This window comes from Chryseobacterium sp. IT-36CA2 (assembly GCF_949767875.1).
In the GTDB taxonomy this organism is placed as follows: domain Bacteria; phylum Bacteroidota; class Bacteroidia; order Flavobacteriales; family Weeksellaceae; genus Chryseobacterium.
The window spans coordinates 121601-146880 of record NZ_CATKPG010000011.1 but is presented as its reverse complement, the minus strand read 5'-3'; the positions used below and the strand labels follow the sequence as shown (position 1 = coordinate 146880).

The 25280-nt window shown below is 35.0% G+C and carries 23 protein-coding genes and 1 tRNA gene; 4 read left to right on the top strand and 20 right to left on the bottom strand.

Annotation, left to right across the window (positions count from 1 at the left end):
* Positions 1–111 precede the first annotated feature (111 nt).
* Positions 112–681 (bottom strand): Crp/Fnr family transcriptional regulator, encoded by a 570-nt coding sequence (locus ACM6F9_RS01520; RefSeq protein ID WP_414844098.1) that lies wholly within the window; start codon positions 679–681, stop codon positions 112–114.
* Between the two features lie 170 nt (positions 682–851).
* Here ACM6F9_RS01520 and ACM6F9_RS01515 point away from each other — a divergent pair, with 170 nt between their 5' ends.
* The gene (locus ACM6F9_RS01515) at positions 852–1379 is read left to right on the top strand and encodes a hypothetical protein (protein WP_414844097.1); all 528 of its coding nucleotides are present in this window, start codon (positions 852–854) and stop codon (positions 1377–1379) included.
* Between the two features lie 79 nt (positions 1380–1458).
* Here ACM6F9_RS01515 and ACM6F9_RS01510 read toward each other — a convergent pair whose 3' ends face one another.
* From ACM6F9_RS01510 to ACM6F9_RS01485, 6 genes are all read right to left on the bottom strand, one after another.
* Complete coding sequence (locus tag ACM6F9_RS01510) at positions 1459–2304, bottom strand: mechanosensitive ion channel family protein (protein WP_414844096.1); 846 nt, start codon at positions 2302–2304, stop codon at positions 1459–1461.
* 551 nt (positions 2305–2855) lie between these two features.
* Entirely contained in the window at positions 2856–3977 is a 1122-nt protein-coding gene (locus ACM6F9_RS01505) for a hypothetical protein (protein ID WP_414844095.1), read from the bottom strand.
* Between the two features lie 322 nt (positions 3978–4299).
* Entirely contained in the window at positions 4300–5034 is a 735-nt protein-coding gene (locus ACM6F9_RS01500) for an SDR family NAD(P)-dependent oxidoreductase (RefSeq protein ID WP_414844094.1), read from the bottom strand.
* A gap of 146 nt (positions 5035–5180) precedes the next feature.
* Positions 5181–5543, bottom strand: a complete 363-nt coding sequence (yajC, locus tag ACM6F9_RS01495) for a preprotein translocase subunit YajC (protein ID WP_414844093.1) — start codon at positions 5541–5543, stop codon at positions 5181–5183.
* Positions 5544–5553: 10 nt separating this feature from the next.
* Positions 5554–6060 (bottom strand): DUF1573 domain-containing protein, encoded by a 507-nt coding sequence (locus ACM6F9_RS01490; protein ID WP_414844092.1) that lies wholly within the window; start codon positions 6058–6060, stop codon positions 5554–5556.
* A gap of 1 nt (position 6061) precedes the next feature.
* Positions 6062–6967: a transcription antitermination protein NusB gene (locus tag ACM6F9_RS01485; protein ID WP_121489300.1), complete on the bottom strand. Its 906-nt coding sequence runs from the start codon at positions 6965–6967 to the stop codon at positions 6062–6064.
* Between the two features lie 91 nt (positions 6968–7058).
* Between ACM6F9_RS01485 and ACM6F9_RS01480 the strand changes: the two genes are divergently transcribed.
* Both ACM6F9_RS01480 and ACM6F9_RS01475 read left to right on the top strand, forming a co-directional pair.
* Positions 7059–8720 (top strand): ABC transporter ATP-binding protein, encoded by a 1662-nt coding sequence (locus ACM6F9_RS01480; RefSeq protein ID WP_414844091.1) that lies wholly within the window; start codon positions 7059–7061, stop codon positions 8718–8720.
* A 99-nt stretch (positions 8721–8819) separates the two neighbouring features.
* Positions 8820–9155: a DUF3276 family protein gene (locus tag ACM6F9_RS01475; protein WP_027375472.1), complete on the top strand. Its 336-nt coding sequence runs from the start codon at positions 8820–8822 to the stop codon at positions 9153–9155.
* Between the two features lie 110 nt (positions 9156–9265).
* On the opposite strand, the gene ACM6F9_RS01470 is transcribed toward ACM6F9_RS01475, so the two are convergent.
* The 13 genes from ACM6F9_RS01470 to ACM6F9_RS01410 all read right to left on the bottom strand — a co-directional run bounded on the left by ACM6F9_RS01470 (position 9266) and on the right by ACM6F9_RS01410 (position 24103).
* Positions 9266–11596, bottom strand: a complete 2331-nt coding sequence (locus ACM6F9_RS01470) for an FG-GAP repeat domain-containing protein (protein WP_414844090.1) — start codon at positions 11594–11596, stop codon at positions 9266–9268.
* Between the two features lie 216 nt (positions 11597–11812).
* Complete coding sequence (locus tag ACM6F9_RS01465; RefSeq protein WP_414844089.1) at positions 11813–13483, bottom strand: T9SS type A sorting domain-containing protein; 1671 nt, start codon at positions 13481–13483, stop codon at positions 11813–11815.
* Positions 13484–13632: 149 nt separating this feature from the next.
* Positions 13633–13708: transfer RNA gene (locus ACM6F9_RS01460), tRNA-His, on the bottom strand.
* A 35-nt stretch (positions 13709–13743) separates the two neighbouring features.
* On the bottom strand, positions 13744–14463 hold the full coding sequence (bshB1, locus tag ACM6F9_RS01455; RefSeq protein ID WP_414844088.1) for a bacillithiol biosynthesis deacetylase BshB1: 720 nt from the start codon (positions 14461–14463) through the stop codon (positions 13744–13746).
* Between the two features lie 81 nt (positions 14464–14544).
* Positions 14545–16197, bottom strand: a complete 1653-nt coding sequence (locus tag ACM6F9_RS01450; RefSeq protein WP_414844087.1) for a tetratricopeptide repeat protein — start codon at positions 16195–16197, stop codon at positions 14545–14547.
* 91 nt (positions 16198–16288) lie between these two features.
* Positions 16289–17161 (bottom strand): PstS family phosphate ABC transporter substrate-binding protein, encoded by an 873-nt coding sequence (locus tag ACM6F9_RS01445; protein ID WP_414844086.1) that lies wholly within the window; start codon positions 17159–17161, stop codon positions 16289–16291.
* Positions 17151–17348 carry a DUF308 domain-containing protein gene (locus ACM6F9_RS01440; protein WP_185126146.1) on the bottom strand — a complete coding sequence of 66 codons (198 nt, stop codon included), beginning with the start codon at positions 17346–17348 and terminating at the stop codon, positions 17151–17153. The genes ACM6F9_RS01445 and ACM6F9_RS01440 overlap by 11 nt, the downstream gene beginning before the upstream one ends.
* A gap of 76 nt (positions 17349–17424) precedes the next feature.
* Complete coding sequence (locus ACM6F9_RS01435) at positions 17425–18264, bottom strand: energy transducer TonB (RefSeq protein WP_414844085.1); 840 nt, start codon at positions 18262–18264, stop codon at positions 17425–17427.
* A gap of 28 nt (positions 18265–18292) precedes the next feature.
* A complete protein-coding gene (locus tag ACM6F9_RS01430; RefSeq protein ID WP_105701203.1) occupies positions 18293–18859 on the bottom strand; it encodes a biopolymer transporter ExbD in 567 nt (188 codons plus the stop codon).
* 11 nt (positions 18860–18870) lie between these two features.
* A complete protein-coding gene (locus tag ACM6F9_RS01425; protein WP_414844084.1) occupies positions 18871–19479 on the bottom strand; it encodes an ExbD/TolR family protein in 609 nt (202 codons plus the stop codon).
* Positions 19480–19540: 61 nt separating this feature from the next.
* Positions 19541–20404, bottom strand: a complete 864-nt coding sequence (locus tag ACM6F9_RS01420; RefSeq protein ID WP_105701201.1) for a MotA/TolQ/ExbB proton channel family protein — start codon at positions 20402–20404, stop codon at positions 19541–19543.
* 240 nt (positions 20405–20644) lie between these two features.
* A complete protein-coding gene (leuS, locus tag ACM6F9_RS01415; protein ID WP_414844083.1) occupies positions 20645–23458 on the bottom strand; it encodes a leucine--tRNA ligase in 2814 nt (937 codons plus the stop codon).
* A gap of 171 nt (positions 23459–23629) precedes the next feature.
* Positions 23630–24103, bottom strand: a complete 474-nt coding sequence (locus ACM6F9_RS01410) for a lipocalin family protein (protein WP_105701199.1) — start codon at positions 24101–24103, stop codon at positions 23630–23632.
* A 145-nt stretch (positions 24104–24248) separates the two neighbouring features.
* Between ACM6F9_RS01410 and ACM6F9_RS01405 the strand changes: the two genes are divergently transcribed.
* Positions 24249–25280, top strand: coding sequence for an acyltransferase family protein (locus tag ACM6F9_RS01405; protein ID WP_414844082.1), 1032 nt, complete (start codon positions 24249–24251; stop codon positions 25278–25280).

Here is a 25280-nt window from a genome sequence, read left to right as displayed (position 1 = left end):
AAAGACCATTGCCATTTGGCAAAAAGGGAACTCAATTGTAAAATGTATAATGTAAAAAGTATTAATGACTAAAAGTTATCATTGATCGATTATCATTTATCATCAATAATTCTAGACTATATTTCTTCTGATTCTACTTAAAGAAGATGGGGTAACCCCGAGATAGGAAGCAAGCATAGATTGTGGAACCCTGTTGGCAAGTCCCGGATAATGATTTAAAAAATGAATATAACGTGATTTCGCATCCTGATTTAGCATAATACTGGCAACCTTCAGTTTATTTTCAACAACAAAGGCATGAATTCTGGCAAACAGAGCCGGCCATACAGCAATTTTTTCTTCCAGAATTTTAAAATACTTAAGATCTATCACCAGCAATACCGCATCGGTAATAGCTTCAATATCTTCATGCGCAGGCAGCTGATCATTAAAGCCTTGAAAATCTCCTATAAATCTACCTTCATAGATAAAATAGCGCGTAAAATCATCCCCTTGTTTATTATAGTACAAAGACCGGAAAACACCTTTTTTCACAAAAGCAATTCTTTGGCTCACTTTTCCAGCTTCCACAAAAGGAGAACCTTTCTTTACAGTAATTTCCTGAATGCCTTCAGCAATCAGAAGTTCATCCTGAGGATTCAGTGTTCCGAATTTTTTGATATAATGAAAAAGTTCTTCCATGCTTTGTTGTATCCACAGATTGTGGTAAGATAAAGGTATAAAACTGACAAATAAAAACAATTGTCATTTGACAAAAACCTCAAAAAAAAGAATAAAAAGATTTATTATCTTGAAAACTCCTTTCAACACAGAATAATTTCAATATTTTTGCATCCGAAAAAACTGTAAACATGGAAGAAAAAAAAATATTGATTGATTTTAATGAGAACGTTGTGCGCAAGCAAATGTGGCAGTATTTTTATTATTCATGGAAAAAGAAACTCCCAACTCTTTTGCGGAATTTATTTTATGCCTTATTCGTTATTTTCGTTTTCGATAGTCTTATGGGCAATAAGAGCAGATATGACTTTATAAGATTTGCTTTAATATTTTCAGGAATAGCCTGTATTTTTTGTCTGATCAATTTTTATTATCAGAAAGCCAATTATTCAAATAAAATGACTAAACATATTGAAGAATTAAAAGGCTACCATCCCATAACAGAATTCATATTTGATGAGGACAGTATTCATATCAAATGTGAACAATATGATATAAGATGTATCTGGAAAAAAATCACCTATGCAGTTTCTAATAAAATGATTTTGATTCATATTGATATGGGTACTGTCTTTACCTACCTGGTCAGTGAAGAAGAAACTGATCAGTATGTTGAAATTCTTGACATTTTGCAGAGAAAGGCAAAGCAAAAAAAGTAAATAATTTTTTGTTATTCTATAAAAAATAAAAACTCCCGCATTATTACCATGCAGGAGTTTCTTAAAAAATTAAATATAACTATTGATTGTAAACATGAATATCTCGTTGCGGAAAAGGAATTCCAATTCCTGCCTTGTCGAGAGCTTCTTTACAACCTATGATTAGTTCTTCATTCATAGCCCAGAAATTTTCAGTTGCAGTACTCACTCTTATCGATAGATTCACTGCACTTTCACCAAGCTCCGTCACCACTACCTGTGGAGCAGGCGTTGTAAGAGCATATTGATTGCCTCTAATAACATTCATTAAAATATCTTTTGTTTTCCTAAGATCTGCATCATAAGCAACTCCAATATCCAGGGATGTTCTTCTTGTTCCTAATTGAGTAAAATTGGTAATGCTATTATTCGATACCACACCGTTAGGAATAATGATCAATTGATTTTGTGGAGTGATCAGTTTTGTTTGAAAGATATCTATTGCATCTACAGTTCCTGAAACTCCGGAATTGGTAGAAATAAAATCACCTATTTTAAAAGGTTTTAATAATAAGATTAATATTCCTCCGGCAAAATTGGCCAATGATCCCTGCAACGCTAATCCTAATGCTAAAGTTGCTGCACCAATCATTGCTACAAATGATGAAGTCTGCACTCCCAGCTGAGTTACCACAACTATAAACAACAGGATATTAAGTCCCCAGCTGATAATATTTAAAAGAAAATGCTTCAAGGAAGCCTCCATATTACGTTTTTTGAACGCTTTTTCCACCAGCTTTTTGATCATTCTTATCATCCATGATCCGATCAGGTAAATTAATACTGAAGAAATAATTGCAGTAAAAACTCTCGGTGCCCATGAAATTGCTGAAGAAATTAATGTGTCCCAATGTTGTTGAATCTTATTCAGTTCTAAATCGTCCATTTTTGTAGTGTATTTTTTACTGTTAATATCAATGATGATTGATATCTCCTGTAAGATGTAAAAATGAAATTGAACAAAAGTATAATCCGCTTCAAAAAGAAATTTACCTCACACTAGCTTAGTGAAAGTAAATCATATTATAGATTAAAATAGATTGACAGCAGAACAGATAGTTTCAGCTTACTCAATAATCATTCAGAAATTGAATCTTACAGGAAGAAATAATTTTTCGCTCATAGAATTACAAAAACAGTACCGAAGTTCAACTAATGAGAATTAATATTTAATTCTACTGAAAGGCAAAAGAATCATGAACAGATTGAAACTTACTGAATAAAAGCAAGTTGTATCAATAATACAATATTATTACATAACAACCAATGTGATGAAATAATTATTCAGAGCTGAATAATCTGATCAATACTTTAATGTACCAAATATATTTATTAAAGTCAATTTAAGATTATAATTAAACTTTTTAATAAATGATACATTAAAAAAGTATGTTATTTTTTTTATAATTAATTCCTAGGTTTAAATTTATAGGATGATTATAATTTCCACCATGTGAAAGAAGTTTTATTTGCATTACTTCCAGGATTTCCTCTTAAAGTCCATGTAGGAGAAACAGCGCCGCCGCCGTTATATCGTCCCATATAAATTTTAAAAGTGTCTCCCTGAGACACTCCTCCGGCAGACAGTGTAACAGAATAAGTAGTAGCGTCAGTTCCTCCAAAACAGTATGGATTCAATTCTGCCACATCCACCAAAGTATCTCCCCCGGAATTGCTCTTCAGAAGATAGATATAGAAAATTCCTCTTCCACTGCCGGAAGTTGTACCATAAAGCCTGAATGAAAATGCATAAGAGCCATCTGAAGGAGCTGTAATAGTTCCAAAATTAAGCTGTACAGAACCTGCCATAGAACCTGATGATGAGTTCCCTGTTGTTATACTGGTCTGTAAGTCTACCACTGCAGAACTGTTAGCAACATTGGCAGGTACAAGTTGTTTCCAGCTAATGCCATCATAATAAGTGATCCCTTTGTTCAGTGTCGAGCTGGTGGAGGTATTATAGACAATCATCCCAGCAGATGGTGAAGGAATTGTAGTGGTATCGGTATCTCCTGTTAATGCCATTCTTGGGGGAAGAAATCCTTTATTTGAAGAAGACAATTCTAAAACAGCGTTTGTCGCAGGAGAAATTGTACCAATACCTACACTGCCCTGGTCTTTAATTACAACATCCGTTCCCACGATTCTTGCTGTACTTCCATCAGATTGTGTTCCAAGTTTAACCATTGTATTGGTTATATCGTTGACCCATGCATCATCTGTTGAATCTGCAGAATTTCCTGCAATAACTTTCTGCCATATAGCACCATCAAAATAATAATATCCGGGAGCAATAATATTAACTGTCTTACCTGCCGGAGTACTATCCGGAGATATTGCATAAATAATGATTCCGGTTTGTGCTGAAGTATAAGATGCATTTCCCAGTCTTATCTGGTCTCCTGTCAGTCTTGGAGCAAGAAGCCCTTCCGGTTTACTCCCATCTGTGGTTTTCGCTTCAATATCCAATGTAGCCTTTGGATCATTGTTATTAATACCGACCTGCGAATAAGCGAATACCGAGGTCAGTACAGCAATAGGTAAAATTAATTTTTCCATTATTTTAGTTTTAGAATCTTATGAGGAGAAGAACATAATGGCTAAAATCAATTTCAAAATTTATTTCAAATCTATAAGAAAAAACAGATTAAAGCCTATTTTTTAATTCATTACAATTTCTCTCCAAATGTAGATTTGAAAACATATGCCTTGCAAACTGGGTATAAATGAATTTTTAAAAATGAGAGTCAGCAAAATACATTAAAAAACATAAAATACTGTAAATCAAACAATTAAAATATAATCAGACCATTAAAATGCATAACCTAAATTCAAATTGCGACTGGAATAGTATTAAAAAAATATTTAAAACGAATATATTCTACGGAAGTTTTGCCGCCAGATTTTCCGGAAGCATCTTTAAAATAAAGTAAATGATCTTCCATTTGTAATTCGGAACAACAGTGAAGGAGTTTCCTGCATTCACAATACATCTTGCTACATAATCTGGCTCCATGATCAATGACTCATTCAATTCCAACCCTTCATTGATTTTTGTTCTGATATAACCAATGACCAAAGCATTCACAATGATTTTACGGGAAGCAAGCTCCTGTCTTAATCCAGCAAGAAACTGGGTAAATGCCGCTTTAGTACTTCCGTAGACAAAATTGCTTTTTCTCCCTCTTACCCCAGACAAGGAGGATAGACCGATGATTCTTTCAAGATTTTTATTGCTTTTATCCATCGCAATAATGCTCAGTATAGAAACACCCCCCATATAATTAACCTCCATCATTTGCTTAGCACCTTTGAAATCTGCCAAAGCATTTTGATTGTCGACTAAAAATCCGGCCGCATACACCACAATATTAGGTTTTGTGGAAAGATCAGAATAGAATTTCTGATGAGAATCAAAATCTGCAGCATCAAAATACAAAACAGATACTTTTGATTGGTCAAGATTATTTGAATCAATGAAATCATTCAAAGAGGCTGTATCCCTGGAAGCCGCGATCACGGAAAAACCTTTCTCCACATATTGTTTCATGCATTGCTTTGCAACATCTGAATTGGCTCCCAGAATAAGAACTGTTTTATTTGTGTTTTGATTCATGGGACAAAGATAATTTTTTTATTAAACACTCATCTCACTAATTGTTTTCACAAATGAGCACAAATACTGCTCAACTTATTGTATATAAAAAATCTGCGGCGGGTGAACTTCGTTCACCCGCCGCAGCTAAATATCTTCAGACTGAATTATTTTTTTTCTTCAGTTGATGTTTCTTTTCTGTCGTCTGCCTTATCAGCAGTTTTTGCTTTATCTCCAAAACGGGATTCTGTCATTTCTCTGGAAACCGCTGCTTTTTCAAACTTTAGTTTTCCGGATAATGTTTCGATCACAAAACCGTCATCCTGAACCTGAGCAATTCTTCCGTGAAGACCTGATGTAAGAACTACTCTGGTTCCTACTTTAAGGTTCTCCTGAAAGTTTTTCTCCTGTTTTTGTTTTTTCATCTGAGGTCTGATCATCAGGAAATAAAATCCTACAAACATTACCCCCATCATGATTAGCATCATAGGTGAAGATCCTCCTGCTGCCTGTAAAAATAGTGTCAACATATTTTAAGTATTATGGTTGAATGTTCGCTGTGAACGTTAATCTGATTGGAGCTTTCTCTACGTTTGCAAAAACATCTGCATACTTTTGAACGTTTCCGTCAAAGCTTGAAGAATCAAAGTGCAACGTAACTTTTCCTTTTTTACCAGGCATGATTGGCTCTTTTGTAAAATCAGGAGCTGTACATCCGCATCCAGGTTTTACTTCAGAAATGATCAATGGATTTTTCCCGGTATTGGTAATTTCGTATACGTGTTCTACTTTATCTCCTTTTTTGATTTTTCCAAAATCGAAGCTGTTTTCAGACAGCGCAACAGAAGTAGATGGTTCGTTAGAAACCGGAGCAGGTGCTTCACCAGTTCCAGGTACTGCAGTAGAACCAGTAGTTACCGGAGCCGCAACAGCTGCTGAATCTGTAGTTGCAGTTTCAGTACTTTGAGTTTCTTTGTTTTCTTTTTTACATGAAACTAACCCAAAGCCTATAATAGACAAGGCGATAATTGATAACGTCTTTTTCATTTTATATTCTATTTTGATCTTTACAATATTTATCTAAAATACCATTGATGAAGATATTGGAACGGTCTGTAGCAAATACTTTTGCAATTTCAATATATTCATTAATGATTACTCTTGAAGGTGTGAAAGCAAAGTTATCAAGCTCTGCAATTGCTGTAGACAGAATTACTTTATCCATTAGAGAAACTCTTTCCAGATCCCAGTTTTCCAGTCTTTCTTCCAGTTTCTTTTCGTTGTTTTCCCAGTTGTTCAGGGTATCTCTCAACAATTTTGCAGCGAATGTTTTATCTTCTTCATCTTTAATCATTTTGATTAAAGTTCTGCTTTCTTCATCTTCTCTGAGGAAACCGATCGTTTTTTGCACCATTGAATTGGCGATGTGGATATCATCATACCATGAAAGTTCCTTATCTCCTAAATAATCATGAAAATCTTCATTTTCAGCAATATATCTTAAGAATAATTTACCGATAAATTTTTGATCATCTTCAAAAGAGTATCCTTCTTCTTTCATGAAATCCTGATAACGTTTCCCAGCTGTAATTCTCTGGAAAGTCTTTACCAATAAGTCATCATGCATATCCCATTTCAATTGCTTGTGCTGACCTGTAAAAAATAATCTTTCAGGATTTTCTTCCAGTTTAAGCAAGACTTGATTGTTGATGAATTTTTGGTTAGGATTAATATCAGCATCAGTTTTAAGATATTTATTCTTACCAATTTCGATCTGATTTTCTGCCAAATCTTTCAAACCAACCAAAAAGTTGAGCTGATAGATGTATAGATAATAGATTTTCTCTATCCCGGCAAACATGTTTTTCTCTAAAACATCAAATTTTACAGGATTTTGGTAGTAAGAATACACTGTCTGTACTACTTTTTCACGGATTTGTCGTCTTCCTAACATTCAAAGAGCTTTTTTATGGGTGCAAAGATACAAAATTTAAAATTGATGAAATTCGTAGTGTGATGACATTTTTGTAATTTTGTGCAACTATATGAAAGCGCTTAAAACCTTAAACCCCTATTTTTGGAAACACAAAATACTGCTGTTTTGGGGGGTACTATTTATCATTGCCAGTAATTTCTTCAATATATATAAGGTACAGTTTGTAGGAAAATCTGTGGATGAACTTACAAAAAGTGGAAACCTTGGCTTTAACAATCAGGTTCTGATCTATGTTGGAATTATTGTAGGATGTTCTCTTCTGACCGGAATTTTCACCTTCATGATGAGACAGACTATCATTGTTGCTTCCAGAAGGATTGAATATGAGCTTAAAAATAAAATCTACAGACATTATCAGGATTTATCTTTAACGGATTATAAGCAGACAACCATTGGAGACCTGATGAACAGATTAAGCGAAGATGTTGTAGCGGTAAGAATGTATCTTGGCCCAGGCGTTATGTATGTAGCTAACCTTATTGTTCTTGTAGTAATCACAGCTATTTATATGGTGAAAACGGATGCTTCCATGACTATGTGGACGCTTCTTCCGCTTCCTATTTTGTCTTTTGCTATTTATAAGGTAAGCTCAATCATCAACAAAAAGTCAAAGATCATGCAGAAAAGCCAGTCTGCCATTTCAACTTTTGTTCAGGATAGTTTTTCGGGAATCCGTGTGGTAAAATTTTTTGCAAGAGAAAAATATATTGAAAAAAACTACGGAATTAAAGTAACAGATTATCAGAATAAAGCATTGGATCTGGCCAAAACAGAGGCTTATTTCTTTACGATCATTCTTTTTGTCATTGGGTTACTAAACGTAGCGATCATCTGGATCGGAGGTACCAAATATATTGCAGGAGAATTAAGTATTGGTAAAATTGCAGATTTCTTCATGTATATCAACACTTTGATTTTTCCTTTTTCTATGGTAGGATGGGTAACTTCTGTGAACCAAAGAGCTGAAGCTTCTATGCAGAGGATCAATGAATTTATGGATAAAAAATCTGAGATCATTAATACGAATTTTGAAAACTATCCTATTAAAGGAGATATTGAATTCAGAAATGTGTCTTATGTATATCCGAATACCGGAATCAAAGCACTGGATAATTTAAGTTTTAAAGTAAAGGCCGGAGAATCTTTAGCCATTATGGGTAAAACCGGAAGTGGAAAATCAACAATAGCTTTACTGCTTTGCCGATTAATAGATCCAACAGAAGGCGAAATTTTAATTGATGGTAAAAATCTTAAAGACCATAATCTGAATAACTACAGAGACTTTATCGGATATATTCCTCAGGAGAGTTATTTATTCTCAGATTCTATAGAAAATAACATTGGTTTTGCCATTGATCATCCGTCTCATGAGAAAGTAATAGAATATGCAAATATTGCTGATGTTCATAAAAATATTGTAGAGTTTAAAGAGCAATATAAAACACTTGTTGGTGAACGCGGGGTAATGCTTTCGGGGGGACAAAAGCAAAGAATATGTATTGCAAGAGCTCTAATTAAAGACCCAAATATTATCATTTTTGACGATTCTCTGTCTGCTTTAGACACCGAAACAGAGCAGAATATTCTGGAAAATATTGATAAAAAAATAAGCAATGCTACTTCCATAATCATCACACACAGAGAGTCTAGCGCTCAAAAAGCGAATCAAATTCTCAACCTTACGGAAATTACCAATTCTGTAACTGCTTAGCCGTTTCGTTCTCAATTGTTAAATAAATCATAAAAAAAATTTTGTGATTAAAAGAATTCTTTTATATTTGTTCTTAACAAGATTAAAAAATATCTAACAATGAGTGAATACAAGGAACGCCATGAAAATGAAATTTTCACTAAGGTGTTAAAAGCAGGGAGAAGAACTTATTTCTTTGATGTGCGCGAGACGAAAGCAGGAGATTATTATCTTACAATCACTGAGAGTAAGAAGAATTTCGGAGAGAATGGGGAAGCTACATTCGAGAAGCATAAAATTTACCTTTACAAGGAAGATTTTAAGAGTTTCCAGGAGATGTTTAATGAGTCCACAGATTTCATCATTAATGAAAAGGGTGAGGATGTAATTTCAGAAAAACATGACAAAGACTTTAAGAGCAGATCTTTCACTATTGATTCTGACGACGAAGTTTAAAAAAGAATATTTAAAAACACAAGCATCTGAAAAAGATGCTTTTTTTATGCCTTACAATCAAAACATAAAAAAACGGGCTAAAGCCCGTTTCTATTGAATATTATAATTTCTTATTTTACAGATACTATCTCTTTAGATTCTTCTTTATGTAAAGAGGGTGACTTCAGGAAACTGAATAATACATCTGGCTGCTCATTTCTACAAGGATCTGCAGTTCTGTTATTCAAGTTAATCACACTGTTTGTAACATTCGCCGAAGAAAACATTACAATACCTCCATCTTTTCTGAGAGTAGCCAATTCTTCATTCTTTGTACTTGGATCAAAATTTCCGAAACACATTACATTATTTTTGGTTTGCAGAACCGGAAACTTTTCAGCAGTAATACCCGATAAGACATTTCCGTTCAGTTTAAATAATTTATAGTCTCCGTCAAAGTTTCTGTGAGCAATAATTTCAGCAGCACCATCTGCATCAATGTCACCAACAGCCAAACCTTTCCAATCCGAAGCTGAGCCCCAGTTTGTAAATTCTGTAATTTTTGTAAGAACACCACTGTCGCTTACACGGTAAACATGGATACCATTATATATAGCATTACTATCATCAGCATCTACAAGCAGTACTAATTCATCTTTGCCATCTTTATCAAGATCACCTGATGCCACTGCTTTGATTTTAGAACTTGCAGGCAGATTAAGTGTATTTAAATACACTGATTGCATATCTGTTCCAACAAATTTGCTCACTCTAGCTTCTTTATTAAAATTTCTTACTGTGATTACATCATCTTTTCCGCCGCTGATAAAGTTTCCTGCAGCAGCACCTACCCACTCGGATTGAGCTCCCCATCCGATATATCTTGTATGTTCCACAATGCTGCCGTTTTCAATTTTCAAAACATAAATACCGTTTTGGTCGGCATCTGTATGATCATTTAAAGCTATGATCTCACTTTTATTATCTCCAAAGAAATCACCTGCAGCTAACCCTTTCCAGTTATTGGAGCCACCATATACTTTACTGGTAGCCACCTGGCGAAAACCTCTGTCATATGGTTCTAAAGCCTGCATCAATCCATCAAAATTTCTTATTACCACAAATTCATCGTCGCTATCTCCATCAAAATTACCGTTTGCAATACCTCTCCAATCAGAATCTTCACCATACTCATGATCTGTATTGACAGGTACCACTAAATTTTCAAAATTTGATAAAAGCGCCCATGTGATAGAAGAATCAAATACTGTTATGTTACTATAATAGTTTTTGGCAGCCTGCAAATCAGAAACTATCTGATATAAAGTTTTATCATCATATTGAGATAAATACAACCATAAATATGCCGTATAAGTTCCATATCGGGGAGTTACAGCAGGATCAGAGGTATTAATATTATACTTGATATTCCAATTCTCACCATTATAATTCACCCCATTTTTTATATGTAAGGGAGAAATATAAATATCTTTTGTCAACGTTTTAGTATATGCATTTATATCTGCAGTGGTATAAATAAGGTTTCCATTGAATGAAATACCATACTTATTACATTCATAAGGAAATGCTGCTGTCAAATCAGCGTGGGAAATATCTTCACGCAAATCATCGTGTTTCCAATAGGTCCAGACATTTGATCCCAAAGTCGCATTAAGCTGGGTATTTGATTTTATAAAATTAGCAATTTTATTGAGCTGGGTAAGATAATTATTGTCACTCGTTGCTCTATACATCTGTACCAGCACTCTTCCCACTGAACTTTGCATATTGAATGGCAAAATTACACCTGGAAAAGCTATTGGTGGGTTATTATCACTTCGCTCTTTATAATAACCTATAGTAGTAGAGCCTGGTTCTGTATACCATTGGTCTGCGTGGTAAGCAAGCGTTTCCTTTATTTTCTGGATGAGGTCATTAGCAATTGCGATATAGCTTTGACCTGCATAACGACCCGTTGGTGAACCATATGTCAAATTTTGAATAGCAGTGTTGTTTTTAACTATTGCTGCAAACTTAGCCATAGGATAGGTAATATTAGCACTATGCACCAAATGAGAATAAGGCAATCCTGTAGTATCCGTTGTTGCATTGTAATGATTAGTTGACCAGGCAGCACCAGAAATATGGCGGTAATCATAAATTATAGGGTATCCAAGCGTCGGATTTCTCAGGTCATCTCTTCTGTCAATAGTATTTCCGATACACTTAATTAAAGTTTCCGCATATTTTTTTTCAAGTGTTTTCTCATACATTAACACCAATGCTTCCATATGAGCAGGTACACCCCAGGCAAATTCAAGTTGATCGGGACTTGTTGAATTACCATCCCACTGGTCAAGACCTCTGGTATCAAACAGACGTTTATAATAAGATTGGGAACCTGATTGAGAATAAGATTTTATTGCCAAAAAGGCAATAAGAATTGTAAAGAGTTTTTTCATGTTAATAGCTTTGATTAAGGTAATTTTAATGAGATTTTTCTCACGAGTCTGGTTAAACAAATATAAATGTTTTAATCACCAATCATAGAATTTATTTAAAGAACTTTACATACCATTTTATAAGCTAAAGGAAGAGTTTATCAATGCAGAAAGAGAAATATATAAAAAAGCCTTTCAAATTTTGAAAGGCTAAAATACGGTAAGATTTACCTGAAATTATTTCTTTATAAATTTCTCTGTAATGGTTTTATTTTCCGTCACTACATTGAGAAAATATGTTCCTGGCAGAAATGCTGAAATATCAACCTTCGATTCTTTTGTGGTTTTTATAAGTTGTCCGGATATAGTAAAGATTTCTACTTTTAAAATTTTATTGTTGATTTCTATATTCAAAACATCTTTAGCCGGATTAGGATAAATTCTAAACTGATCAAGTTTTAATTCTTTACTCCCCAAATTCCCCATCAGTTCATAGGCTCCAACATCAGGATTACCCATACGAACCAGTCCTGTTATATCATCGGTTGGTGCATCAGTCAATTGCCCGTAATTGACGGCAACACTATTTGGCAATAATGACAACCCATCATCTGACGTTCTTAAAATACCATCTGCTCCGAAAACACTGGTTTCATCTTTAAAACTTGGGTTAATCTGGAATTTATTATTTGGATAGCCATACAAAGAATTTTGGTTTGCTGAGGTATAAAAGCCTTGTGGTAACTGAAACAGATTATTATAGAAATAATTTTCTGCCGGCCAATCATTATGATTTTTGTAATCTGCACCAGGCTGATTATCTGTCCCATTAATATTGCCCCAAAATATATTATTTTTCACGAAGTTATTTCCTAAATAGGTAAAAAAGCCACCACCTCTCGTTCCTGTATTTTTGTAAATGGTATTATTAATGACTTTATTTTGTCCGTAATAAAGAAAAATCCCTCCTCCCATATAGTTTGATGTATTTTCATAAAGCACATTATTCACAATAAGATTCGAGCCCTTTTCGGTATAAATACCACCACCGCTATAATAATAAGTATCAATCTGACTGATTCCTCCTTTATTTTTTCCAATCATATTTTTACTGATCACATTATCTACACCTAAAACTGCATAAATACCTCCTCCATCGCCAGTAGCAATATTATCATGAATATAGTTATTGGTAATAGTATTTGTTCCCTTAAATACACTCACTCCTCCTCCATCATAATGCGCTTTATTATTATAAATCTCATTGTTAGAAATCATGTTATTACTGGTCGAAGTATAGATACCTCCGCCAGAATAACCAGTGTTCATATAAATCTTATTATTGGAAATAACATTATTTCCATTAATAAAATAGATTGCCGGGCCTGCCAGTCTGGAAGCAACATTTCCGTTTACATTGTTATTGACAGTACCCATTGCAAAACCACCGGTAATAGAAAATCCATCTAATTTTACACCAATTGCACTGGTACTGTTTCCGGAAAACAGCACAACATGATAACAATTATCATTGACTGTTCCTAAATCACCTAAATCACCATTCAGGATTGTTATATTACTGCCTATGTTTCGGTCGGCTAATGATGTTTCTGTTCCATTGAAACCACCATATACAGAAATCCCATCTTTCAGATAAAATGTTTTATCACGACTATCTGAAGGAGAAGTATTTCCAAAAGTATCTCTGGTAGGAAAATAAGTTCCGCTGGCAACCCAAATTTCATCTCCAATCTGACTTGCATTTATTACGGCCTGCAAATCATTACTTGCTGTAGCCCATGAAGTATAAGGTGCACTCCCAGCATTGGAATTAACATTCACATACCTTACTGTTGAAGAAATAAGTATAGAATTAAGTATAAAAAGTAAAAAGTAGATATTTTTCATCCCCGATTATGTTGATCATTACCGTGCAAATATACTTTTTCTAATTCAGGATAAAAAAATTAACACACCAAAAAGTGGTATGTTAATTTGATTTAATTGTTTAGACATAAAACAAAAAGCACATTTTCATAAGAAAATGTGCTAATTTAGGGTGAATGAGGGGTCTCGAACCCCCGACCTTCGGAACCACAATCCGACGCTCTAACCAACTGAGCTACAATCACCGTTTTGTGAGTGCAAATATAGGACATTTTCCTCAACTACCAAACAATTCCATCAAAATTTTTCAAAGAAATTAACTTTTCAGACGTAAAGCCCTCAGCGTAAGTAACTCCCGATAATCGGCCTAAATCCTGTGCGCGGTATGTTAAGCTCTCGTAAAAGTCTTTTGTGGTAATCGGAGTTTCAGGTTCCTTAGAAGTTGGATCATAAAACTGGGTTTTATAAGCCATACAAGCTTCCAATTTTGTATTAAGATGTTCCGAGATATCAATTACAAATTCCGGTTTGATATCTTTCCACTGAATATAATGAAAAACATGTTTTGGTCTCCACACTTCCTGTGTCTCCCCGTCCAGTACAGTCTCGATTTTTCTCAGTCCGGACAAAAAGCACGCATCCGATACTAATTTCGCTCCTTTTGCATGATCTGGATGTCTATCATCAATCGCATTAGCCAAGACGATTTCCGGGCGGTATTTGCGGATCATTTTTACGATCCTCATTTGGTATTCCTCAGAATTTACCAGAAAGCCATCTTTCATTCCAAGGTTCTCTCTTGCGGAGAGTCCTAAAATTTTAGCAGCATCTGCAGCTTCAGCTTTTCTGGTTTCATCCGTACCTCTCGTTCCGAGCTCTCCTCTTGTAAGATCTACAACCACACATTTTTTACCCTCTGAAACCATTTTAGCAATAGTTCCTCCACACCCCAATTCTACATCATCAGGATGCGCTCCAAAAGCAAGTATATCAGTTTTCATATAATCAAAGATAAGTTTAAAATAAAAACTTCCCAAACATTACGAATGGGAAGTTTTAATATCTATAATTTAATTTTTAAATTACTTATTGATCTCAGCATTTAATTTCACAGCGTCCTGGTAAGTAGGATCCAGCTGAAGAGATTTTGCTACATAATCTTTTGCTTTAGCAGCATCAGAATCTTTGCTCATATATGCAACTGCAAAGTAAGCATAAGCAAGAGTTTGTTTGTTTGCCTCCTGATCTGCTGGTTTTACTGTACTGATGAATTTCTCATAAGCAATTTTTGCCGCATCATTATTTCCTGCCTGTTGGTAAGAATATCCCTGGCTGTAATAAGCCGGAGCCCAGTCGGGAAGTAGAGTAGACATTTTTTGCCATGTAGCAATTGCTCCGTTCCAGTTTTTAACATCCTGGTAAGCTGTAGCTAGCTTAAATAATGAATCAGAATCCTGGTTATTAGCAGCAACTTTCTGTTTTAATGCCTCAATAGTAGGGTTAGTAGGTCCTTTGTCAACTTCTGACTGAGACACACCACCACCTCCAGCGATGTTAGCTAATTCAAGATCCCACTTCATGGTTTCATCTTTAGCAGCTTTAGCAATACCAACTTTTTGTTGAGCTTCTGTCATTAAAGCTGTTTTCTTAGCAGCGTCCTTTTCATCTTTTGCTAAACCAGCAGCAATAAGTCCCTGTAAACCTTGGTCAGCAGGTTGTACTCTTGTTTTCTCAGCTTGAGAAACAAACGTATCCATATTTTGCTTAGCATCTGCATAATTTTTATCTGCATATGACTGGTAAGCTCTTAGTTTGAACTTGATAGGGTCATCTATTTTGTCAAAGATTTTATCTAAAACAGTTTTAGAGTTTGCATAATCTTCGTTTGTGAAGTATAATTTCGCAATTTCTAATTGAGTATACGGATCCTCATCAGCATACTTTGTATAGTTGATAAGGTCTTGAGTTGCTTTTGCATTCTGCTGATATCTGATATCATAACCAGCCAATGCTTTATATGCAGGAGCGTAAGTAGCATCTACACCGATAGCTTTATCAATGTTTTGCTTAGCTTGCTGCCACTGTTGCGCTGCCATCCATAAAGTTGCCATTCTTGTATAAACGGAAGCTTTATTTTTAGCAGTAGGTAATGCTTTATCATAAGCAGACATAGCCTCTCCCGGCATTCTTTTTAATCTGTAAGCATCTCCTAATGTATAATAGTAATGTGCAGGAACTCCTTTTTTCTCAGCTTTCTCAATAGCTTTAGTCAAAAACTGGATAGCAAGATCAGGTGAACTGTTCTTTTCAAATAAAGTTAAAGCTTCTGCAGCTCTAAACAGAACTTCAGCATCTTTTTCTTTTGAATCAGTTACTACTTTCTGAATTTCGGCTACGGCATTTTTATCACCTTTACCTAATTTAACAGCAGCTAAACCGATTTTGTTAAGATAGCTTTTTGCATCAGCAGCTAATCCTTTGTTGAAACTTTCAGTTGCTTTAGCATAATCAGGCTCTCCTTGTCTTAAGAAAGTATTTCCCAAATAGAAGTAGTTGTCAGCTGTAGGCTCTTTAGCGATCATTTCAGTGAAATTCGTTTTTGCCTGAGCAAATTTATCACTGTCTATACTATTGATACCATCCTGCAGTGTTTGTGCAGAGGCAAAACCGGTAAAAAATACCACGGCTGCTCCAAAAGCAATCTTCTTTACATTCATATTCATTATATCTTTCATTTTATATTTTCTAATAATTGAGTTTTATTCTACACAATTTTCAGACCAAATCAAAAATTTTAATAAGGATAAATTGCGAATTTAATATTTTTTAACGCATTTGCACCTCTCTCTTATAAATATTATAAGGCTGCAATCCTTCTTTCTGCACAATTTTTTGGCCTAAATGAGTACATGAAAATCTTATAAATCCATTGGCAATATTAAAATTACCTTCGTTGATAAGAAAATAAAGTACTCTTGTAAATGGATATTCCATAGTACGAAGTCCTTCGAAATCCGCATTATATAATTTTCCTTTATTTACTACAGGAAGAACTTTAACCATTTCTCTTAATTTCTCCGAAGTTTTATCATAAGGACGGCTAAAAGTATTGAGTCCTACAACACCTATTTTATTAGGGTATTTTCCTAATTCCTCTATAATCTTCTGATTTCCCGGAATAATAGAAAATTGAAGGTCTTTTGGCTGTTTTTTAAATTTTTCAGCGACAAAATTCAGATTACTTGAGTTGGTTCCATCAAAAATAAATTCTTTTTTATCAGACATCAACCCAGCATTGACTTCCTCCATTGAAATACTTTCTTTTGGGGAATCTTTAGGAACTACAAAAACCACTGCATCTGCAGCAAATTTAGAAGGAAGGAACTTCAAATCAGTTCTTTCTTCATATGTTTTTATTTCTTCAGGAGTAAGATTTCTGGACATAACCACTGCTTTCGCACTTCCTTTCAGAAGATCAAGAAGTCCTAAGTCTTCTTTCTTTGTTTCTACTTTGATATGGGTGTCAGGGTAGTTGATCATATAGCCATCAGCTAATGCTTCTGTGACGCTTTGGAAGGATTCGTCAGTAAAAATTGTAAGTTCACCTTTGTGATAGGAAGGAGCGTTTTTCTCCTTTTTGCAGCTTGCAAGCATTATGCTCAAAACAAAAATTGCTACAAGCTTAAAACTATTCTTCATTTCTCGATTTTTTAATTCTTGAGATCGCCCTGTAAATTCTAAAAATACCATAAATAATCAGCACTACACCTAATGCATAGGCAATAGCAGGTTCTAAAGTAGTAAAGAAGAATTTGTAGACAATCACTACAATTCCTAAAACGATATAAAACAATCCCGTTACGAGGGATAACCAATTGAACATCATGTAACAAAAATACCAAAAAAAATAAAAAGAGAAGCATAAGCTTCTCTTTTTTATTTATATTTTGAATAAATAAGTCTTATTCAAAGTTCATAGTAAATGGTACACTATAGTAAGATCTAACGCTCTCCCCGTTTCTCTTCGCAGGAGTCCATTTTTTAAGTTTCTTAACTACACGTATCGCTTCATTGTTGAAGTCGCCATTTGGAGATTTCTCCTCAATAGTAACTGCAGAAACAGTTCCATCTTTTTCTACAACGAACTTCAGCTTAGCTTTAAGCGTTCCTTCACCTCCTTCCATTAGAGAAGTATCGAAGTTATCTCCCAAGAACTTTCTTAATGCTCCCATACCTCCAGGATATTCTGCAGACTGGTCAACATCTTTGTAGATCTCGTTCGGGTTGTTCGCCTTCACTTCTACAGTACTAGCTTTAGTACCTGTAGATGGTGGTGGTGGTGGTGGCGTATAAGCCGGAGCCTTTACCCCCTCCTGATTATTCAAACCAGTTGTAGTTTCCAACTGCTTAGAGATTGGTGGTGGTGGCGTTTCAATTTTCGGAGCTTTTACGGGCTCTGGAACCACATTCTGAATTACTTCAATTTTCTCTTCCTCTTTTGGAGGCGGAGGTGGTGGTGGTTCTTCTTCTTTAGGCTGCTCGATAATCGGATCTTCTTCGATAATATCTACTAGATCTGCCTTAACTTCTTGCTTAGGCGGAGCTGTAAGATTTTTAATCGTAAGATAGATGAACGGAGACAAAGCTGCCAAAAGGAATAATGCTGTTCCGATGATAAAAGACTTTGTTAAAAGTCTCGGATACTGATGTCTAAGATCATAGGCACCATATTCCTTGTTTCTATTTTCAAATACGATCTCGTCTAAAGTAAGATTCTGACCGTATACATTTTCATCTGCCATAGATTAGATATACAATTTTATGGTTAAATTACTTTGTAGCAGCTGGCGCAGCAGCACCTCCTACTTTCTTCTCATAAATAGCTTTTTCCCAAGGCTTGATGTCAGTAACCCCGTACTGCTCACTTTTGGTAATTGCCATTTCGTCAAGAATATCAACAAAGTTCTTATATATAGCATCGTCAGTTGGCTTGATGATCACGGTAAATTTCGTTTGATCTGCAGCTCTAGATTTTGCCTGCTGAATTACTTTTCTAATTCCTTCTCTATCAAGAGTAGTTTCCATAAGAGTTTGGTCATTCAATGATGTAGCATCTTGTTGGTGCCAAAAAACTCTATTGTTTTTTCCTAATAAGATAGAAATTGAGTTTGAAAGTTTAATTTCTGTTGGAGGTGGTTTTTTTGTTTCATCTTTCGGTTTAGCCGGAAGACCCAAATCCATAACATTCGGTTTACTAAATGTAGTTGTGAACATAAAGAAGGTAATCAATAGAAAACCCAAGTCTACCATCGGAGTCATATCGACTCTGGTGTTCTGCTTCTTGGAACGGACCTTGCCGCCCTTGCCGCCTTTTTCTTGTACTTGTACTTCTGCCATTTCTATCGATATTATTCGTTAGGTTTACCTTCTTGTGATGTAATCAACCAAAATTTAAGAAAATCAATATCTCTTAAACCCTCAAATAGGCTTTTCACTTTAGGGTATTGCGTTGTAACGTCACCTTTAATAGCTAACTTGTAGTCAGGGTTAACGCTTAAACTTTCTTTTACCCAATCAATTAATTGCTTATTTGTACTGTCCATAGGAATTCCTGAAGGACTCTTATAATTTTTCTGCTCATCTGCAGGCATATCCAAGTAACCTTTAAGCTGGTTCATTGGAACTCCAATTGCCTGAACTTTCTGGAAAGCTGCTTTTTGGTTGTTGTCAAAAGTAATTCCATACTTTTGTCCCATTTTATCCAAAAGAGCAAGTCTTTCTGATGCATTTTCTACCGGTTGGAAATAGAATTTTCCGTCCGGAGTAGCGTTGATAGTCATTAAACTAGCATCAGGAAGCAATTTTTCCGAAATTGAAGATGGCGGTTTGATCTGCTCCACGTCAGGTTTTTTAAACTGAGTGGTCAAGATAAAGAACGTAAGAAGTAGGAACGCAACGTCACACATTGCGGTCATGTCCGTTACGACTCCATGTCTTTTAGGTTTGACTCTCGCCATTATTATAAAATATTTTTAATTAAACTTCTTTTAATTGCTAATGCAAATATCTTGCTAATTCTTAGTTGAATTCAGCGAAAGATTGTTGGATACTCATAGAGATCTCATCGATCTTGTAAGTTAATCCATCAATTTTAGATGTAAAGAAGTTATAAAGGATAATAGCAATTGCTGAAGTACCAATACCTAATGCCGTGTTGATCAAGGCTTCAGAGATACCAGTAGATAGAGCAGCAGCATCTGGAGTACCACCTCCTGAACCTAATGCAAAGAATGCCTTGATCATCCCGATTACCGTTCCAAGTAGTGCGATTAGCGTTGCAACAGTACCTAGAGTAGAAAGGATCATCATGTTTTTCTCAAGCATTGGCATCTCAAGAGTTGTAGCTTCTTCGATAGCTTTGTTAAGTGCTACCATTTTCTGCTCCTTATTTAATGTGTTATCGTGAGAAAGTGCTTTGTAAGTAGTAAGACCTTCCTTCACTACGTTACCTACAGAACCTTGTTGTCTGTCACACTCTTCGATAGCTTCGTCAATTTTGTTTTGGTTTAGTAAGCTTCTTACTTGTACAACGAAGTTGTCTAAGTTTCCTTTTCCAGCAGCTTTACCAAGAACGAAATATCTTTCAAAAGAGAAAACAATTACAGTAATCATGAAAGTAATCAAGATTGGTACGATAACCCCTCCTTTGTAGATAATACCTAAAAACGATTCTGGGTGAATGTCTTTTCCTTCAACACTTGAAAAAGCTACAGAACCACTTCCTAGTTTATCTGCATCTTTAAAGTTTCCTGGGCTCCCAAGAACGAATAAATAAATACATACTCCTATAGCAAATAGAATAGGAATAATAACAGCTGGATTTAAACCTCCTGCCTTTCTAGCAACTACTTGCTCATCATTTTTTGAAACATTCATTTCCATATTTAACTAAATTATATTGTTTTAAAATTTTACAGGGTGTAAATTAAAGGCAAAATTAATTAAAATGCAAGAGTCTTAATTAAACATTTTGCTTTTTTTTGATAAAGAAATTTTAATACGATTTCGAAATAATAATTATTTTAAATTATTTTATTTATTTTTTCCAAATTTAACATTTCAGTTAAAAAATCAAAAAAATAAGACCCCCATTTTTTTTAATTTCCCAATGTTAATTTTTTTTTAAATTACGATATTCACAATACGGTGAGGGACTACAATGATTTTTTTAGGGGTATTACCCTCCAAAATCTGTTGCATTTTCTCGTTCGAAATCACCAAATCTTCTACTTCCTTAGCAGATAATTGAGCCGAAAGTGAAATTTTGAATTTCATTTTACCATTTACGCTTACCGGATACTCAATTTCGTCTTCAACCAGATAATCCTCATTCAATGCCGGGAATTTTTCAAACTCGATAGATGTACCGTTTCCTAATAAACTCCATAGTTCTTCACAGATGTGAGGTGCATACGGAGAAATGATAATGGCAAGCGGTTCTAAAATATTGCGCTTGTTGCATTTTATTTTCTGAAGCTCGTTCACAGCAATCATAAATGATGATACGGATGTATTGAATGAGAAGTTTTCAATATCATATACTACCTTCTTTATTAAGGTATGTAAAACTTTGTATTCTGCTTTTGTAGGTTCTTCGTCTGAAACTTCAAATACATCTCCGTTGAAATACAGGTTCCAGAATTTTTTAAGGAAACCATATACTCCGCTTAGCCCTTGTGTATTCCAAGGCTTGGATTGCTCTAATGGTCCTAAGAACATTTCATATAATCTTAAACCGTCTGCTCCGTACTCTTCGCAGATGTCATCAGGATTTACTACGTTATATTTTGACTTGGACATTTTTTCTACTTCACGGTCTGTGATGTATTTTCCGTCTTCCAAAATAAATTCGGCCTCTGCATAATCTGGTCTCCATGCTTTGAAGGCTTCAGTATCCAATTCGTCAGAGGTTCCTTTTAATAAGGATACGTCTACGTGGATCTGCTGAGTCTGATAATCTTTAGCTAAATTTTTAGATACATATTGATTAGTACCGTCGATTCTGTATACAAATGCACTCATCCCCAAGATCATCCCCTGGTTGATTAATTTCTGGAATGGCTCATCATGGCTGATATATCCTCTGTCTTTTAGGAACATGTTCCAGAAACGGGAATATAATAAGTGGCCGGTTGCGTGTTCGCTTCCTCCTATATATAGATCTACCTGTCCCCAATAATCTGCTAATTCTTTTTTAACAAAAGTTTCTTCATCATTAGGATCCATATATCTAAGGAAGTACCATGAGCTTCCTGCCCATCCCGGCATTGTAGATAATTCTAACGGGAAGATTGTTTTATCATCAATAAGATCTGTAGCAACTACTTTCTGGTTGGCCTCATCCCATGCAAATTCTTTTGCATTTCCTAGAGGCGGATCTCCATCTTCTGTAGGTAAGTATTTTTCAACTTCAGGAAGTTCCAATGGTAAAGCAGAAGTCGGCAACGTGTAAGGCATTCCATCCTTATAATATATAGGAACTGGTTCTCCCCAATAACGCTGTCTTGAGAAAATAGCATCACGCTGTCTGTAGTTTGTCGTTCCATGACCGATACCTTTAGTTTCGATCTCGGAAATCATTTTTGCTTTCGCTTCATTATAATGTAATCCGTTTAAGAAATCAGAATTTACACAAACGGAATCTTTAGAATCAAAAGATTTTTCCTGAACGTCTTCTTCTGTTTCCACCACTTTCTTGATTTCAAGATTAAATTTCTTTGCAAATCTGTGGTCACGCTCATCATGTGCCGGAACTGCCATCACAGCTCCTGTTCCATATCCCATCAATACATAGTCTGAAATATAGATTGGCATTTTTTCATTGCTGAATGGGTTGACTGCATAACTTCCGGTAAAAGCTCCGCTCACGTTTTTCACGTCAGACATTCTGTCTCTCTCCGTTTTTTTGGAAGTTTCTTCAATATAAGTATCTACTTCTACTTTTTGAGCATCTGTAGTAATGGTTTCCACTAATGGATTTTCAGGAGCCAATACCATAAAGGTTGCTCCAAAGATGGTATCAGGTCTTGTGGTGAATACCTCAACGGTTTCGTCATGACCCTCTACTTTGAACTGAACTTGTGCTCCCTGAGATTTTCCGATCCAGTATTCCTGAGAATCTTTCAAAGGCTGTGGCCAGTCTAATGTATTTAATCCCTGCAATAATCTTTCAGAATAAGCAGAAATTCTCATACTCCACTGCATCATTTTCTTTTGGAATACAGGAAATCCTCCTCTTTCGGATTTTCCATCCTTCACCTCATCGTTAGCCAATACGGTTCCTAATGCAGGACACCAGTTTACAGTGGTTTCTGCTCTATAAGAAAGACGATAGTTTAAAAGGATATCTTCTTTATCAAGATCGGAAGCAATTTTCCATTCTTCTGCGGTAAAGTTTAATTCGTCATTCTGATTAGCATTTAATCCTTCTGTTCCTTTTTCTTCAAAATGCTGAATTAATGAATCAATAGATTCTGCTTTGTCGGTATTTTTATTATACCAGGAGTGGTACAACTGAATGAAAATCCATTGTGTCCATTTATAATAAGAAGCGTCTGAAGTTCTTACTTCTCTGCTCCAGTCGAATGAAAAACCGATTTTTTTCAGCTGCTCTTCGTATCTGTTGATGTTTTGTTCTGTAGTAACAGCCGGATGCTGTCCTGTCTGGATCGCATACTGTTCAGCAGGGAGTCCAAAGCTGTCATATCCTACCGGGTGAAGTACATTAAATCCCTGATGTCTTTTGTATCTCGCATAGATATCTGATGCAATATATCCCAGCGGGTGACCTACGTGAAGTCCTGCTCCTGATGGATACGGAAACATATCGAGTACATAAAACTTAGGTTTATCTGTGTTATTAGAGGTTTTATAGGTTTGATTTTCCTCCCAGTATTTCTGCCACTTTTTTTCTATCTGCTGATGATCGTAAAACACTTTATATATATGTTATATGTTAGACTGAATTATTTATCTTTTTGACAAGATTCACAAAATTAATGATTTTAAAGTAAATAGAAATTTAATTTATAATGAATTGCCATTCTCTGCTCAACAAAAAAATCCCATCCGGGGATGAGATCTATTTTTATGTCCTGAAGTATATTATTATTGTGGAACTCTTTTGAAAGTATAAGTTCTGGTCTGAAATATCTTAGGATCCTGAGTCTCTTCTCTTACAGCAAGATTGAGTGTTGTATTATCCAACGTAATAATCTTTGCATTCTGAGGCTCTACTACTCCCTGAATTTTCATCTGAACATCTTTTCCTTCCTTATTATAAGTATAGTTGAATTTTATATCTGAAAGAATAGCACACTGACCTGGTGTAGCGGTATCTCCCCAGTTTGTTTTCCCTCCTTTGGAATCAACGCTGAACCACCATCTGGTTTGTTTCTGGCAGTCCGTATAAGTAATCGTGTTAGAAACCGGATCTTCACCAGTCTTAACAGTAGTAACCACTTCTTTCAATGGTTGCCAGGTCCCAACTAGAGGAGCTTCCAAAACAGCATCATTGCTATCACTACATCCTGTAGCTGCAAACAATGATAAACCTGCAAATAGTAATGCTAATTTCTTCATAGATCAATTTTTTCAAGCGCTAAAATTATAATTTTTTTGATTTATATTACTATTTTTTATGAAAAATTATTTCATCAACCTTTATTTATATATATTTTTAAATACTCAGGCCCCATTTTCCCTTTATTTAACAAATAATGAATACATGAGCATCATTCATTCTATAAAAAAAGTTATTTTTGCAGGAAACAAAATACAAATGCAGGATATAACGAAAAACAATTTTGACTTTATACGTGTTCTCCTCGCCTTTATCGTCTTTCTTGGACATCTTGGCACCCTCAGCGCTTCTCCTGATCTCAAGATTTTTGAGCACAGCCCGATAGAAATTGCCGTTTTCGGTTTTTTTGCAGTGAGTGGATTTCTTATTGCAAGGAGCTATGACAGATCTTCAAGCCTGAAAAGTTATTTAAAAAAGAGAATCAAAAGAATTGTTCCCGCTTACTTATTGGTTGTTTTTTTATGTGCTATTTTATTATGCTTGGTGAGTACCTATTCTTTCACCGAATATTTCAGCAATACACAAGTTTACAAATACCTATTTTGGAATTCATTATTTTTAAATTTTAAAGCACCCTGGCTTCCCGGAGTTTTTGGAAATCAGGCAGTGAATGGTGCCCTTTGGACACTGAAAATAGAAATGTGCTACTATTTTGCAGTGCCTTTGTTGTTTTTGCTTTTCGGAAAGAATAATAAATACAGGAATATAAGTTTAGTTATCTTATATTTTTTATCACTTATTTATCTCAATTATTTTGAATCTTTAAATAAAATTTCAGTTGCCAAACAGCTTCCCGGAACATTATCCTATTTTATCCCCGGAATGCTGATTTACTTTAATTTTGATAAATTCATCCAACATAAAAATATCATTTTCATCATTGCTTTCGCCACGGTGTGGATTGATTTATTTTTAAACATTCAGCTTTTTTCCCCAATGATGATTGGTGTTATCGTCATGTACATTGCCTATTCATTCAAATTCTTAAATAATTTCGGAAAATATGGTGATTTCACTTACGGAATCTATATTTTCCACTTCCCTATTATCAGAACTTTCCAGACTTTAGGATTGTTCGAAGATTACAATCCGTTTGTAATGGCTTTGATATGTATGCTGGTGGTTATTGCGGTAGGTATAAGTTCCTGGCATCTTTATGAAAAAAGATTTTTATAA